At 72.9% G+C, this 14198-nt stretch carries 12 protein-coding genes and 1 pseudogene; 8 read left to right on the top strand and 5 right to left on the bottom strand.

Features of this window, described 5'->3' with window-relative positions:
• Together ACFW2E_RS22380 and ACFW2E_RS22375 are read right to left on the bottom strand one after the other, a co-directional pair.
• Positions 1-113: pseudogene (locus ACFW2E_RS22380) on the bottom strand (SRPBCC family protein); the annotation flags it as partial.
• A 222-nt stretch (positions 114-335) separates the two neighbouring features.
• Positions 336-1142, bottom strand: a complete 807-nt coding sequence (locus ACFW2E_RS22375; RefSeq protein ID WP_384468833.1) for a polysaccharide deacetylase family protein — start codon at positions 1140-1142, stop codon at positions 336-338.
• A gap of 132 nt (positions 1143-1274) precedes the next feature.
• Here ACFW2E_RS22375 and ACFW2E_RS22370 point away from each other — a divergent pair, with 132 nt between their 5' ends.
• The 7 genes from ACFW2E_RS22370 (at position 1275) to ACFW2E_RS22340 (ending at position 10359) form a co-directional block, all read left to right on the top strand.
• A complete protein-coding gene (locus ACFW2E_RS22370) occupies positions 1275-1916 on the top strand; it encodes a phosphoribosyltransferase (RefSeq protein ID WP_384468832.1) in 642 nt (213 codons plus the stop codon).
• Between the two features lie 19 nt (positions 1917-1935).
• Complete coding sequence (locus ACFW2E_RS22365; RefSeq protein ID WP_384468831.1) at positions 1936-2397, top strand: TIGR03668 family PPOX class F420-dependent oxidoreductase; 462 nt, start codon at positions 1936-1938, stop codon at positions 2395-2397.
• 99 nt (positions 2398-2496) lie between these two features.
• Positions 2497-4215: a serine protease gene (locus tag ACFW2E_RS22360; protein WP_384468830.1), complete on the top strand. Its 1719-nt coding sequence runs from the start codon at positions 2497-2499 to the stop codon at positions 4213-4215.
• Positions 4212-6515 (top strand): tetratricopeptide repeat protein, encoded by a 2304-nt coding sequence (locus ACFW2E_RS22355; protein WP_384468829.1) that lies wholly within the window; start codon positions 4212-4214, stop codon positions 6513-6515. Before ACFW2E_RS22360 ends, ACFW2E_RS22355 begins: the two co-directional genes overlap by 4 nt.
• Positions 6516-6533: 18 nt before the next feature.
• Complete coding sequence (locus tag ACFW2E_RS22350; protein ID WP_384468828.1) at positions 6534-8060, top strand: VWA domain-containing protein; 1527 nt, start codon at positions 6534-6536, stop codon at positions 8058-8060.
• Positions 8057-9097, top strand: a complete 1041-nt coding sequence (locus ACFW2E_RS22345) for a hypothetical protein (RefSeq protein WP_384468827.1) — start codon at positions 8057-8059, stop codon at positions 9095-9097. The genes ACFW2E_RS22350 and ACFW2E_RS22345 overlap by 4 nt, the downstream gene beginning before the upstream one ends.
• Positions 9094-10359: an extracellular solute-binding protein gene (locus ACFW2E_RS22340; protein WP_384468826.1), complete on the top strand. Its 1266-nt coding sequence runs from the start codon at positions 9094-9096 to the stop codon at positions 10357-10359. Before ACFW2E_RS22345 ends, ACFW2E_RS22340 begins: the two co-directional genes overlap by 4 nt.
• Before the next feature lie 13 nt (positions 10360-10372).
• On the opposite strand, the gene ACFW2E_RS22335 is transcribed toward ACFW2E_RS22340, so the two are convergent.
• Positions 10373-11533 (bottom strand): magnesium and cobalt transport protein CorA, encoded by a 1161-nt coding sequence (locus tag ACFW2E_RS22335; RefSeq protein ID WP_384468825.1) that lies wholly within the window; start codon positions 11531-11533, stop codon positions 10373-10375.
• 146 nt (positions 11534-11679) lie between these two features.
• On the opposite strand from ACFW2E_RS22335, the gene ACFW2E_RS22330 reads away from it, so the two are divergent.
• On the top strand, positions 11680-12807 hold the full coding sequence (locus ACFW2E_RS22330; RefSeq protein ID WP_384468824.1) for a winged helix DNA-binding domain-containing protein: 1128 nt from the start codon (positions 11680-11682) through the stop codon (positions 12805-12807).
• 102 nt (positions 12808-12909) lie between these two features.
• Here the strand turns inward: ACFW2E_RS22330 and ACFW2E_RS22325 are convergent, their stop codons facing one another.
• Both ACFW2E_RS22325 and ACFW2E_RS22320 read right to left on the bottom strand, forming a co-directional pair.
• Complete coding sequence (locus ACFW2E_RS22325; RefSeq protein ID WP_384468823.1) at positions 12910-13701, bottom strand: S1 family peptidase; 792 nt, start codon at positions 13699-13701, stop codon at positions 12910-12912.
• A 202-nt stretch (positions 13702-13903) separates the two neighbouring features.
• A partial coding sequence (locus ACFW2E_RS22320) for a helix-turn-helix transcriptional regulator (protein WP_384468822.1) occupies positions 13904-14198 on the bottom strand: 295 nt, incomplete at its 5' end.

Genomic DNA, 14198 nt, shown 5'->3' with positions numbered 1-14198 from the left:
ACGGTGACCCTGGTGAGCGGCACCGCGCGGGGGTGGCGGGGCCACTCCGTGAGCCGGGGCCACGCCTCGCCGATCGGCAGCGGTGCCGTGCGTTCGAGCAGGAAGGAGACCACGTGACGATCTTAGGGAAGCTCCCGCCCGGACCGGGACCCCAGCCACCGCGGACAGTTGCACCAGCGGGGGCTTCGGAAGCGTGCGCAGGCTGGTCGGTGCGGCCGGATCGCGCACCGTCGGGCGGCGCGCGGCCGCGATTCACCTGCCATTCCTCCCACCGGTCCCCGCGGGAACCCGACCCGGCCCGGGGACGGGCACTCCGGCGCGCCGCGACAGGGCCTCTAGGGGTGGTACACCTTCCCGGGCTCGGCCTTCCCGGGCGCGAGGAGCTGTGGCACGGTCACGAACACGTACCCGCGTGCCTTCAGCGCGTCGATGATGCCGGGCACGGCGGGCACGGTGCCCCGGTAGATGTCGTGCAGCAGGATGATCCCGTCGCGGGAGGACTGCGCGAGGACACGCTTGGTGATCAGGGCGGGGTCGGTGGTCCGGTAGTCGCTCGCGGTCACGCTCCACAGCACCTCCGCGAGGCCCAGTTCGCGGCAGACGCGGTGGACGGTGTCGTTCGTGCGGCCCTGGGGCGGGCGCATCAGCGTGGGCGGGTGCCCGACGAGGCGCTCTATCGCCTCGTTCGTCCGCACCAGCTCCTCGCGTATCTCCTTCTCGGATATCCGGGTCAGGATCTTGTGGTCCCAGGTGTGGCTGGCGACCTCGTGGCCCTCGGCCGCCATGCGCTCGACCAGCTCCGGGTACTTCAGGATGTGCCGCTTGCCGAGCAGGAAGAAGGTCGCCGGGACCTGTTTCTCCTTGAGGATGTCCAGCAGCCGGGCCGAGTTCTCGCTGGGCCCGGCGTCGAAGGTGAGCGCGATGCACCTGGCCTCGCGGCAGTCCACGGTCCCGAACCGGGCGGCCTGAGGGCCGGGCGCGGCATGGGCGCGTGCGGCGCTGGGCCGGGTCGTGCCGGCGCCCGCGCAGCCGGTGAGCGCGAGTGCGAGGGACAGGGCGGCGGCCGTCAGCGCGGTCGTACGCAACCCGGACGTCCGTCGGAACGTCTTTCTGGCCGGAGGCTTCTTGGTCCACAGAGGCATGCCGGGACTATACACACAGTGTATAGATGGAGGGTATGGAAATGCCCGGCTGTCCCCGGTGGCCGTATCGCCGTGGAAGCGGTCGTATCACCATGGAAGGCGAGGACCGAGCTCCAGCCGAGAGGACGAGCCATGCTCTTCCAGGACCGAAGGCAGGCCGGACGGGAACTCGCCGAACGGCTCCGCGCCCTGAGGGACGAGGGTGCCCTGCCGGACCCCGTCGTGCTGGCCCTCCCGAGGGGCGGTGTCGCGGTGGCCGCGGAGGTCGCCCAGGCGCTCGAGGCACCGCTCGACGTGCTGCTCGTGCGCAAGATCGGTGCCCCGCACCACGAGGAGTTCGGCGTCGGCGCGATCGCCGGTGACGACCCTCCGCTCTATGACCAGGAGAGCCTCGACGCGCTGGGCCTGACCCCGGAGTCGCTCGCCCCCGTCGTGGAGCGGGAGCGCCAGGAACTGCACCGCCGCGAGCGGCGTTACCGGCGGGGCCGCCCGCCCCCGGACCTGCGGGGGCGTACCGTGATCGTCGTCGACGACGGACTGGCCACCGGCTCGACCGCGCGCGCCGCGCTGCGTCACGTGTGGCGCAGGGCGCCCGCCCGTGTCGTCCTGGCCGTCCCGGTCGGCGCACCGGATTCGGTCGCCCTGCTGGGAGACGAGGCCGACGACGTGGTCTGTCCGCACCAGCCGTACGGATTCTCCGCCGTCGGGCAGTGGTACGACGACTTCGGGCAGCTGACGGACGACGACGTGCTCGACGCCCTGCAGGGTCACTGACGGCCGCGGAGGTGCGAGAGTGCCGGACATGACGGCCGACGAGGCACGGCGGCGGTTCGCCGCGGCCCGGGTGGCGCGGCTGGCGACGATCGACGCGGCGGGCCGCCCTCATCTGGTGCCGGTCGTGTTCGCCACGCACGGCCCCGACGGGATCGTCACCGCCGTCGACCACAAGCCGAAGACCACAACCCGGCTCAAGAGGCTGCGCAACATCGCCGCCCACCCGGCCGTGTGCCTGCTGGCGGACGCCTACGACGAGGACTGGGACCGCCTGTGGTGGGTCCGGGCCGACGGCCTGGCCCGCGTCCTGCCGCCCGGCACGGCCGATCCGGCCGCGCGCGACGTCCGCGCGGCCGCCCTCGCCCTGCTGGGCGACAAGTACCCGCAGTACCGGCGGCACCCGCCCGCCGGCCCGGTGATCACCGTCACCGTCGGGCACTGGACCGGCTGGCGTGCGCGTGCGGTCACGGACTCCCGCTAGAACCGCCCGGCACCCCGATGGACCCGGTCAACCCCCGTCTGTCAAGTCCATGTGCATCCCAGTGGTACCGGACGGGTACGGGGAGTAACCTCGGCAGACATGACGCGCACGGGGGAACGAGCCGTCAAGTCGCGGATGGAGACTCCGCGTTGGGTAGCACGTATACAACGGGCCGGGGGACCGGTCGTGGGCGCCGGAGTGCTGCTCGGCCCTGACCGGGTGCTGACCGGGGCCCATGTCGTCAGCCCGGACGAGGAGTACGTCGTCCACTTCGTCGGCGTGGACGGCGTCCCGGCGGTCACCGCCACCGTGAATGCCGACGAGTACGTCCCGCAGCAGGAGGACTCCTTCGGCGACCGCACTGGAGACCTGGCCCTGCTGCGGCTGGCCGAACCGCGCCCCGTCCGGCAGACCACCAGGCTGTTCCGGCTCGCCGCCTCCCGCGAGGGCGTGGGCATGTACGGCTTCCCGGAGGGCGACGACGGCGGCAGGTGGCACAGCGCCACCCTCGTCGGCGGCCGGGGCCGGGACAGCCAGGTGCAACTGCGCCCCGAGACCCCCGGCGAGCTGGCCGGCCCCGGGTTCAGCGGCGGGGGAGTCGTCGACCACGCGACCGGCGAGCTCATCGGCATCGTGCTCAGCGTCGACACCGGACAGGGATCGGCCTTCACGTACATGAGCCCCACCGAGACCATCCTGCGCCACCTCCCGCAGGTCGCCGCCTGGACCGTCGGCCCCTCCGCCGTCGACCCGAAACTCCACCCCGGCGACAGCGGCGGCGAACTCGACGTGCCGTTCGCCACCGAACTCGCCGGCTGGTTCCGCGGCGAGGGCTGGCCGGTGCTGGTCACCGCCGTCCCCGCGCGCGGCCGCCGCGCCTGGACCCTGAGGCGGGCCGTCACCCTGGCCGACCGCGAGCTGCGCACCCGGACCAACACCAGCCGCTTCACCGGCGACCCGCCCGAGACCGTCCCGCCCCCCGGCGGACACGATCTCGCCCTCGTGGTCAGGGGACTGACGGTCGCCCAGGTCATGGACCGGATCGCGGAGCGGCTCGGCGTGCCCAGGGACACCGCCGTTCCCCTGCCCGAGCAGATCGTGGCGATGGGCATCACGCTCGCCGCCGTGCTGGTCGGCGTCGACGAGTCCGCCGAACCGGACCCGCTGCTCGGCATGCTGGAGCGGCTGGCCGAGCGGGGAGCCAGGCTGCTCCTCGTGTTCCGCACCCCGGACGGCCGCGCCGCACAGGCCCGGGACACCCTCGTACGCCGCCCCCTGCGCGAGCGCTGGGCCAGGCTGCGCACGGACCTCGACCGGATCGTGGACCGGCTCGGGCCCGCCCTCGACGACCGCCTCGGCCAGGTCCTGCCCGGCGGGGGCCCCGAGACCGCGCAGCTGATCGACCGGGCCCGGCGCGCCGTTCCGCTCACCCGCCTGCTGCGCGGGCAGCTCGCCGCGGGCCCGGAGCCCGAACCGTCCCGCGCCGACGACCTGTTCCTGTACGAGGCCGCGGCCACACGCCGGATCCGACGGCTGGAACGGACGCTCGCGGTCCTCGACGCCCGCCTCGCGCGCCGCGACGAACTGCGCGGCCGGGTCGCGTCGGTGTGGGAGCTGTGCAAGGGCAGGGCCGGCCCGGCGGACACGGGACGGAACCTGAAGGCCTACGAGCTCTACGCGAACGCCTCCGGACTGCTGCGCGCCGCCCCCTGCGACGTCGACGCGGCGGAGCGCGCGGCCCGCCGGTTCGTCGCGTACTGCTCCGGGCGACCGGGCACGACAGGCACCGACGACACCGGAAGCGAGGGCATGGCATGACGTCCTGTACCCACGCCGGATGCGCGGGCCGCCTCATGGCCACCGGCTACTGCGACACCTGCGGACGCAAGCCCGCGCCGGCCGGCGACATCCCGTCCCACCCGTCGCCGGACCGCCCCGGCGACCAGGCCCGGACCGGCCCCGAACCCCCCGGCCCCGCACCCGTCCACGCCGTCGCGGGTGTCGGCGACCTCGACCAGCACGGACTGGTCGTCCTGCCCGACGTACCCGTCCCCTCGCACCCGGTCGTCGAGGACCCCAGCCCCCCCACCGGCGGGCGGCGCTGCGGCGCCAACGGCTGCACGATGACGATCGGCGTCGGCTACGGCGGACAGCCCGCCCGGTCCTCCGGCCGCTGCCCGCGCTGCGGCACCCTCTACTCCTTCCTGCCCCAGCTCCAGCCGGACCAGGTCGTCGCCGGCCACTACCGGATCCTCGGCTGCCTGGCCCGCGGCGGCCTCGGCTGGATCCACCTCGCCGAGGACACCCGGGCGAAGGGCTTCCGGGTGGCGCTCAAGGGACTCATCAACGTCCACGACGCGCTGGCCCGCCGCAACGCCGTCGAGGAACGGCGCTCGCTCACCGACCTGCACCACCCCGATATCGTCCGCATCATCACGTACGCCGAACACGAGGTGCCCGGCCAGTCGCCCACCGGATACCTGGTCATGGACTACATCGGCGGCCGCTCCCTGCAGCACCTCTTCGACGCCGAGGACGCGGAGCGTCTCTTCGGGGGCCGCCCCCGCCTCGACCATGTGCTGACCTACGGGTGCAAGATCCTCGGCGCGCTCCAGTACATGCACGAACGGGGGCTGCTGTACTGCGACATGAAGCCCGCCAACGTCATCCACTTCGGGCGCGGCATCAAGGTCATCGACCTCGGCGCGGTGCGGGCGATCGGCGACCGCGGCTCCGCCTACGTGTACACGAGCACCTTCGCCCCTCCGCAGGAGGAGATCGAGAAACGGGGCTGGCACGTCGACAGCGACCTCTACACGGTGGGCATGACCCTGCAGGCCCTGGCGCGCAGCACCGAGCCCGCCCGCGGCCTCGCCCCCGACTCCTTCCGGCGCCTCATCGACCGGGCCACCCACGCCGAACCCCGGGCCCGGTTCCGCTCGGCGGCCGAGATGTCCCGGCAACTGTGGGAAGTGTTACGGGAGTTCCGGTCGCTGCGGTTCGGCGAACAGCTGCCCGAGAGCTCGACCCGGTTCCGCCCCACCGACGCCTCGCTCGACGCCGGGCTCGGCGCGATCCCCTCGCTCGGCCACTGGACGGCACACCCCGGCGGCCGGCCCGGTGAGCTGGACATCAGCCCACCGCCCGCCGACCAGGTGGCGGCCGCCCTGCCCCAGCCCGTGCCCGACCCCGCCGACGGCGCCGCCCTGCTGCTCGACGGCTTCCCGCCGGACGGCCCGGACCGGGTCGCCGAACAGTGGCGCCGCGAGTCCCGGCTGGGCACCCCCGAGACCGCCCTGTGGCTGTGCCGGGCCTACCTCAGGAGCGGAAGGCAGCGTGACGCCGAGAGCTGGCTGCACGAGGCCGAGGCGCAACTCGGCGCGCCGGACGCCAAGTACGACTGGCGGATCGCCTGGCACCGGGGCGTCCTGCATCTGAGCAAGGACGAGGTGAGCCACGCCGGCAGCTGCTTCGAGGCGGTCTACCGGGCCCTGCCCGGCGAGTACGTCCCCAAACTCGCCCTCGGCTACTGCGCGGAGCGGCTCCGCGAGTCCACGACCGAGCGGGGCACGCCGGGGCGGCCCGATCCCCGGAACGCCCGCGCCATGAAGTACTACGAGGCCGTCTGGCAGCGGGACTCCGCCCACACCGCGGCCGCCTTCGGGCTGGCCCGCGGCCATCTGGCCGCCGGACGGCGCGACGAGGCGGTACGGGTCCTCGACCACGTCCCCTCGACCTCCCGGCACCACGACACGGCCCGGACGGCCGCGGTGCGCGTCCGCACCGGCACCCTGCACGGCAGCCCGCCCTCCGTCTCCGACCTGCGGGACGCGGTCCGGCGGCTGCCCGCGCTGCGGCTGGACGGCGGAGCGGCAGACGGCGAGTCGCGGGCCCGGCTGGTCGCCGAGATACGGGAGAACGTCCTCGGCAGCCGGCCGGCACGGGGGTGGGGGTCGGGGTTCCCCGCCGGGGCCGTGCTCGGGACCGGTGGCGAGGACGAGCTGCGCGCGCTCCTCGAACAGTCCTTCAGGCACCTGGCCGGCCAGGCCCGCACCGCCGACGAGCACGGCCGCCTGCTCGACCTGGCCAACGCCGTCCGGCCCCTCACCACCTTCTGACCGAATGGGAGCACGACGATGAGCGAGCCCGGTGGCATCGAGGTGACACTGGCGGTCGGCCAGAACAAGTACCTGTCCGTCCTGCCGACGTCCGGTGGCCGCCCCGGGGACCACGAGATGCACGCCATCCTGGAGATCGGGGTCGGCAACGCCGGGGCCGGACCGCCGCCGGGACGGCCCGGCGGCTCGGGGGCCGCCCTCGCCGAGGTGCTGATCATCGACACCTCCCGGTCGATGCTCCATCCCGACACCAAACTGCGCGCCGCGAAGGACGCCACCGTCGCCGCCCTCCGGCTGCTCCCCGACGACACGGCCTTCGCCGTGCTCTCCGGCCGCTTCGACGCGACCGTGGTCCACCCCGCCCCCGGCGCCGAGGCGATGGCCGTCGCCGACCGGTACCAGCGCGAGGCCGCCGAGTACGCGGTACGGGTTCTGGACGCGGACGGCGGCACCGCCATCGGCACCTGGCTCGACCTCGCCCGGCGCCTGCTCAACGGGCAGGACGCCCCGATCAAACACGTCCTGCTGCTGACCGACGGACGCAACGAGCACGACGACCGGGGCGCCATGCGGCTGGACACCGCACTCGACGCCTGCGAGGGACGGTTCATCTGCGACGCCTGGGGCATCGGCGACGGCTGGGACGCCGACGTACTGCTGCGCATCGCCCGCCGACTGCACGGCAGGGCGGCCGCGGTCCGCAACGAGTCGGAACTGCCCGCGGCCTACGAGGAGTTGGTGAACGGGCTGCTCGGCACCGCCGTCCCCGAGCTGCGCATCCGCCTGGTCCCCACCCCCGGCACGGTGATCCGGCAGGTCAAGCAGGTCGTGCCGACCGAACAGGAACTCCCCGCCGCCGGAACAGGATCGGGCGAGCGCGGCGCCGAGTACGTCACCCGGGGCTGGAGCGAGGAGGTCCGGCACTACCAGGTCGTCCTCGCCGCCGACCCCTCGGGCCGGGACCGCGGCGAGGACCTCCAGCTCGCCGCGGTGGAACTGCTCGTACCCGACTTCGGCCACCCGGTACGGCTGCCCGCCCCGCGGCCGGTCCTGGTGCACTGGACCGACAACCCGGCCGACGCTTCCCGGCAGCACCCGGGAGTCCGCCGCCACCAGCTCTACGAGCGCTCGGGGGCGGCCGTGGCACGGGCGTACCGGGCATGGCTGCGCGGCGCGGACGGCCGGGCGGAGGCGGACACCGAACTCGGCCGGGCCCTGTCACTGGCGCACGAACTCGACGACCCCCAACTGCTGCGCGCCCTGCGGCAGATCGCCGACGAGGGCCCACAGTCCGGGAGCCGGGTCACCGTGCGCGAAGGACTCAAGGACGTCGACTGGCAGCATCTGATCCTCTCCAGCGCCATGACCACTCCGCCGGACCCCGCCGCCGCCCCGGACGAGCCCCCGGCCGCACCCCACGCGCCCGGCGCGCCCGGTGAGGGAGGGGCCGAACTCGTCGAGTGCCCGGACTGCAAGTGGCTGGGCCCGGCAGGCTCCCTCTACTGCGGTGGCGACTGCGGCCGACAGCTCGGGGAGCAGGCATGAGCACGGCCCACGAAGCGCACACGATCAGGGGCACCCTGCCCCGCGACACGGCGGCGCCCGCCGGGCCGACCCGTCTGTCCCGCCTCCTGGACCACGTCCCGGGCAGAAGAAGCCGCCCGCCGGACGGCGGCAGCACCACCGCCCGCGAACTGGCCCTGCGCCGCCGGCTGCTGCTGGGACTCACGGCCGTGCTCACGCTCTGCCTCTTCGTCTCCTACGAGGGCGTGCACGGCGACGCGGACCCGCTGCGCACCTCCAGCGCACCGGCCGTCCTCGCCATCGACACCGCACAGCACGCGCTCGACCAGGCCCAGCGGGAGGCCACGGCCACCCCGCCGTCCACCAGCGGGTTCCAGGAGCAGATCTCCGTCGCCGCCCAGAGCCTGGCCGTCGCGGCCTCCGACGACGTCGGCGGCCCGGCGGGGCGGCAGGCACTGCAGACGGTCGCCGGCCTGATCACCGTGTACACCGGCATGGTCCAGAAGGCGCAGCTGGAGACGGAGAGCGGAGTACTGCGTGACGCCTACCTCCGCTATGCCAAGAGCGTCCTGGACGACAAGGACTCGGGCATCACCCCCCGGCTGAACCAGCTCCAGCGGGAGCAGCGGGGCGTGGTGAAGCGCCAGACCTCCTTCGGGTGGGTGCTCCGGCTCGCCTGGGGCGTGGTCGCACTGCTCGTCCTCGCGCTGGCGGCGGCCCTGCTGGAGACCCAGGTCTTCCTGCGCAGGCGGTTCCGGCGCAGGTACAGCCGGCAGCTGCTGGCGGCCGGCGCGCTGATGGTCGCGGGGGTCGCGACCCTGGTCCTCTTCTCCGTGTGGACGCACGGCGGCATGGCGGACACGCGCGGCCTGCTCGACCGGTCGCTGTCCGGTCGCGGCGTCACCGACGCGAGGCAGCAGACGGCCTCGCACCTCGCGCACACCGGCTTCCGGGCCGCGGCCACGTTGTGGATCTTCATAGGAGGGCTTCTGCTCATGCTGCTGGCCGAGACAGGTCTGCGACAGCACATCAACGACTACCGGTTCAGGCCGCAGTGAGCGCGCCCCGTCTGCGCGTCCTCACCGTCGTGGCGAGCTGCCTGGCCCTGGTGGCGGCGGTCACGGTCATCGGCGTGCGCGCCCTCGACCGGGAGCCCACGGTCACGCTGCTGGCCAACTGGACGGGACCCGACGCGAAGAAGTTCCGGACGGCGGTGCTCGCCCCCTTCGAGAAACGGCACCACATCCATGTCGACTACCAGGGCAGCTCCGCCGAGAGCCAGGTGCTCAGCGCGGACGTGGAGGCGGGCACCCCGCCCGACGTCGTGGTGCTCACCGGGCCCGGCGAACTCGCCGCCTACGTGGACCAGAAGCCTCTCCAGCCGCGAGTATGCCTCATCTCCGAGCGGGACTTCGGCGAGTCCTGGACCACCCCGTTCGGCAAGCACCGGTACTGGTTCCCGCTCAAGGCGGACATCAAGAGCATCGTCTGGCATCCCGACGGCATGACCGGCGAGCAGATCCGGGCCGCCGCCCGGCAGCCGGGCCAGTGGTGCCTGGGGATGGGCTCCGGCGCGACCAGCGGCTGGCCCGGGACCGACTGGATCGAGGACGTCCTCCTCCAGCGGTCCGGCTGGAGGAAGTACCAGGACTGGGCGCGGGGCGAGATCTCCTGGAACTCGGACGTGGTGAAGGACGCCTGGAGGAAGTGGGGAGCCATGGTCGGTGCCGGGACGAAACCGGACGACGTCGTCCGGCGCGCCCTGCTGACCGACTACCAGAAGGCCTCCGGGTTCGTCACGACGTCACCGCGGCAGTGCAGCCTGGAGCACCAGGCCTCGTTCATCCGCAACTCCTCCCGCTCCTGGAAGCAGGTGAACGGGCAGTACCTGCCCTCGTCCGGGCTGCTGGGCCGGGGCGGCGTCGACGACTGGGAGGTCTCCGGCGACCTGGTCGCCCTCCTGCACGCGACACCGCAGGCCAAGACGCTGATCCGCTATCTGGCCTCCGCCGAGGCGCAGCGTTCCTGGAGCGACAAGGAGTCCGGCTTCTCCGTCGACGCCAGGGTGCCGCTGGAGGCGTACGAACCGGCGGGCGGCTACCGCCACTCGCTCGCCGCCGTCCTGCTGGACCGGCGGGCGGTGCACTGCTTCGACGCCTCCGACGCCATGCCTCCCACGGTGCGTGACGCCTTCGCCCAGGCGGCCGTCGACTTCCTCGCCCGCCCGGACGACCTCCCGTCCCTGCTGCGCAACCTGGACACCCTCAGTCACAGGGCCGGCCTGACCTGGCTCCACTCGGTGTGCGACCGGGGCCCCTGAACCCGTCGCAGGCTCAGAGCCAGTCCCGTCGCTTGAAGATCACGTACAGGGTGGTGCAGACGATCCCCATCAGAGCGATGGCGAAGGGGTAGCCGAGCGCCCAGTGCAGCTCGGGCATGCTGTGGAAGTTCATGCCGTAGATCGTTCCGACGAGTGTGGGGGCGAAGAGGATCGCGGCCCACGACGAGATCTTCTTCACCTCCTCGTTCTGCTCGAACCCGGCTTCCGCCAGCGCCCGCATCTCCGCGTTCTGCTGCTGGGTCACCAGGGTCGCGTTCACGGTGAGGATCTCGGTGAGGGCCTGACGGAAGCCGTCGACGCGCTCGCTGGTGTGGGTGACGTGGTCGGCGACGTCACGGAGGTAACGCTGGAGTTCCTCGTCGGTCTCGTACTTGGCGAAACCGGCCATCAGACCGTGCAGCATGCCGACCAGCGGGCGGGTGGCGCGCTGGAACTCGACCATTTCCCGGGAGAGTTCGTAGATCCGGCGGGAGACCGCCGGATCGCCGCGGAACACCTCGGTCTCGATCTGGTCGACGTCGATCTGGACCCCGGCGACGACGGGCGCGTACCCGTCGACGACCGAGTCGAGGATCGCGTAAAGGACGGCCTCCGGGCCGAGTTTGAGCAGTTCGGGGGAGTCCTCCATGCGGGTGCGGACCGCGGAGAGGTCGGGGGCCGCGCCATGCCGGACCGTGATGACGAAGTCCGGGCCCACGAACACGTGCAGCTCGCCGAAGTCGACCTCCTCCGGCGCGTCGAGATAGCGGGCGGCGCGCAGGACGACGAACAGCGTGTCGCCGTACCGCTCCAGCTTGGGGCGCTGGTGCGCCTCCATCGCGTCCTCGACCGCGAGCGGGTGCAGACCGAACTCGGCTGCCAGCGACAGAAGTTCACCCTCGGTTGGGCGGGCAAGACCGATCCACGCCATCCCGGAGGGCTGCTCGCGCAGTTCGCGGTAGGTGTCGGTGAGCGTGGCCGGGGAGGAGACCCGCACTCCGTCGCGGTACAGGGCCGCCTGGACGATGCGGATCGTCTCGGCCGGCTCCTCGGCCGGCGTGCCGTCCGGGACGGCGGAGGGCAGGGCGTCGGGCTGCTGCGACGGGTTGAGCGCGCGGCGCCAGCCGGACTTGCGGTGGTTCTTGTCGGCGGGGCCGCCGCGTCGCTCGGGCATCACGACTGCCTCTCGGTCGAGCCTGGGTCGGCGTGATCACCCAGCAGGATATACGGGGGGATTCAGCACGGACCCATACGGCCGGTCCGGGATCCGGTGAGGCATGCGGACAGAGGGTGTCCGCGATCGGCGCTAGCGTGCGGTACATGACGAAGCGGAGCATCACGAGGACGCCGGCCGCGCAGGCGCCCTCCCTCGGCACCCGCGCGCTGAACCGCGCGACCCTCGAACGGCAGCTCCTGCTGAGCCGTTCGACGCGGTCGGCCCGGTCCGCCGTGGAGCACCTCCTCGGCCTCCAGGCGCAGAACGTCAAACCCCCGTACTACGCCCTCGCCGCCCGCCTGGACGGCTTCACCCCCGAGCGGCTCTCCGGCCTCATGGCCGACCGCGAGACCGTCCGCATCGTCACCATGCGGTCGACCATCCACACCCACACCGCCGAGGACTGCCTCACCCTGCGGCCGCTCGTACAGGCCGCCCGGGACCGCGAGCTGAACGCCTTCCGCAAGGGGCTGGCCGGCGTCGACCTGGACCGCCTCGCCGTGATCGCCCGTGAGCTGGTCGAGGCCGAGCCGCGCACCATGGCGCAGCTGCGCGAGGCCCTGCTCGCCGAGTGGCCCCGCGCCGATGCGCAGTCCCTGTCCGTCGCCGCCCGTTGCAGGCTCCCGCTCGTCCAGGTCACCCCGCGCGGGCTGTGGGGCAGGAGCGGACAGGTCGCCCTCACCACCGCCGAACACTGGCTGGGCCGTCCCGCCCGGCCCGCACCGGCCCCGGACGAGACGGTCCTGCGCTACCTCGCGGCCTTCGGCCCGGCGTCGGTGAAGGACATGCAGACCTGGGCCGGCCTCACCCGGCTGCGCGACGCCTTCGAGCGTCTGCGCCCGCGACTCGTCACCTTCCGGGACCCGTCCGGCACGGAGCTCTTCGACCTGCCGGACGCCCCGCGCCCCGACCCGGAGACCCCGGCCCCGCCCCGCTTCCTCCCGGAGTTCGACAACCTGCTCCTCTCCCACGCGGACCGCACCCGTGTCGTACCGCCCGAGTACCGGGGCCGCGCCTGGCACGGCAACCAGGCCCATCGCACCCTCCTGGTCGACGGCTTCCTGGCGGGCGTGTGGAAGCTGGAGCAGGGCGCGCTGCTCGTCGAGCCGTTCGGGAAGCTGACCCGGGACCAGCGGTCGGACGTGACGGCGGAGGGGGAGCGGATGCTCGGGACGATGCACGGTGGTGAGGCGTACGACGTCCGGTTCGGCACCGTCACCGGCCGCGCGTGAGGGGTGCGGAACGCATGGAAAGGGGGGCGCTGCGGGCCGCTCGTGGTGGCTCGCAACGCCCCCCTGGCATCTACCTGAGGGGTTCTCAGGAGTTCTTCTGGGCTACGAGTTGACCTGCGCGGTCACCAGGTCCGAGAAGGTGGCCAGCCGGGTGTAGACACCCGGGTAGCCGGCCTCCGCGCACCCCTCTCCCCAGGAAGTGATCCCTGCCAGGACGCCCCCGATGAGCAGGGGACCGCCGCTGTCGCCCTGGCAGGTGTCTACGCCGCCGGACGTGTATCCGGCGCAAACCATGTCGGTCTGGACGAAGTCCGAACCGTAGGAGCTCGTGCAGCTGGAGTCGGACACGATCGGCACGGTCGCGGTCCGCAGCTGGTTGGAGGAGCTGCCGTTCTCCGAGGTGGTGCCCCAGCCGAGGATGCGGGCCGTGGTGCCGGCCGCGTACACCCCCGTCTGGGAGGAGGAGACGTACGACGCCGTCGTGTACGGCATCGACGTCGACAGGGTCAGGACGGCCACGTCGTCGCCGTTCGTGGCATCCGTGTAGCCGGGGTTGATCCAGATCTTGCTGACCTTGCTGACCGTGCCGTCCGTTCCGTTCAGATAGGTCCGGCCGCCCACCACGCGGACACTGCTGCTGCTCTCCCCCGACATGCAGTGCGCCGCCGTGACCACCTTCTTGGCCGCCACCAGAGTGCCACCGCAGAACTGGTTGCCCGAAGCGTCCGTGATCTGCATGACGAACGGGTACGAGGTCGTCGTGGTCGTCGTGCCGCCCACGATGGGCTGCGGGGCCGCGGCAGCGGTGGGGGCACTGAGCAGTGCGGTCGCCGCGGCAGCAGCGGTCGCCGCGACGCCGGCGGCGGTCTTTCTTGCGCGGTGGAGCCCGAACATGAGTCTCCTCAGTGGGGGTTGCCGGTGGGGGGACGCGCGGGTGGGGGGTGATCACGGGAGTCGCGGGACCGGCCCCCGTGTGCCCGGGCGAGCGGCACCCCCTTAAGCTAGAGCGCGGTGGACCCTCCTCCCAATGAGGGAACCCCCTAGGGGAGCAGGGCAGGGAAAACCCTCGGTCCGGCCCAGTTAACCGGCAGCTTTCTCACTTCGCGCGCCGCCCTGCCGCCAAACGGACTATGTCCACCCGCGATCGGATCCCCAGCTTGCGGTAGACCCTGGTGAGGGTCGCCTCGACCGTCTTCACACTGATGAAGAGACGCGCGGCGATCTCCCGATTGGTCGCCCCCTCCATGACGAGCGCCGCGACCTGACGTTCCATCGAGGCCAGGCCCTCCAGCCCGTCGAGACCACCGAGCGCGGCCGCGGCCGCCGCGGCCCGCTCCCGCGCCGGCGCCGCGTGGGCGGCGGCCGCCGGGCGCCCCCCGGGCCGCCCCCGC

Origin of the sequence: Streptomyces sp. NPDC058964 (genome assembly GCF_042741275.1) — a bacterium.
Lineage (GTDB): Bacteria > Actinomycetota > Actinomycetes > Streptomycetales > Streptomycetaceae > Streptomyces.
This window is presented reverse-complemented; position numbering and strand designations above follow the sequence as displayed.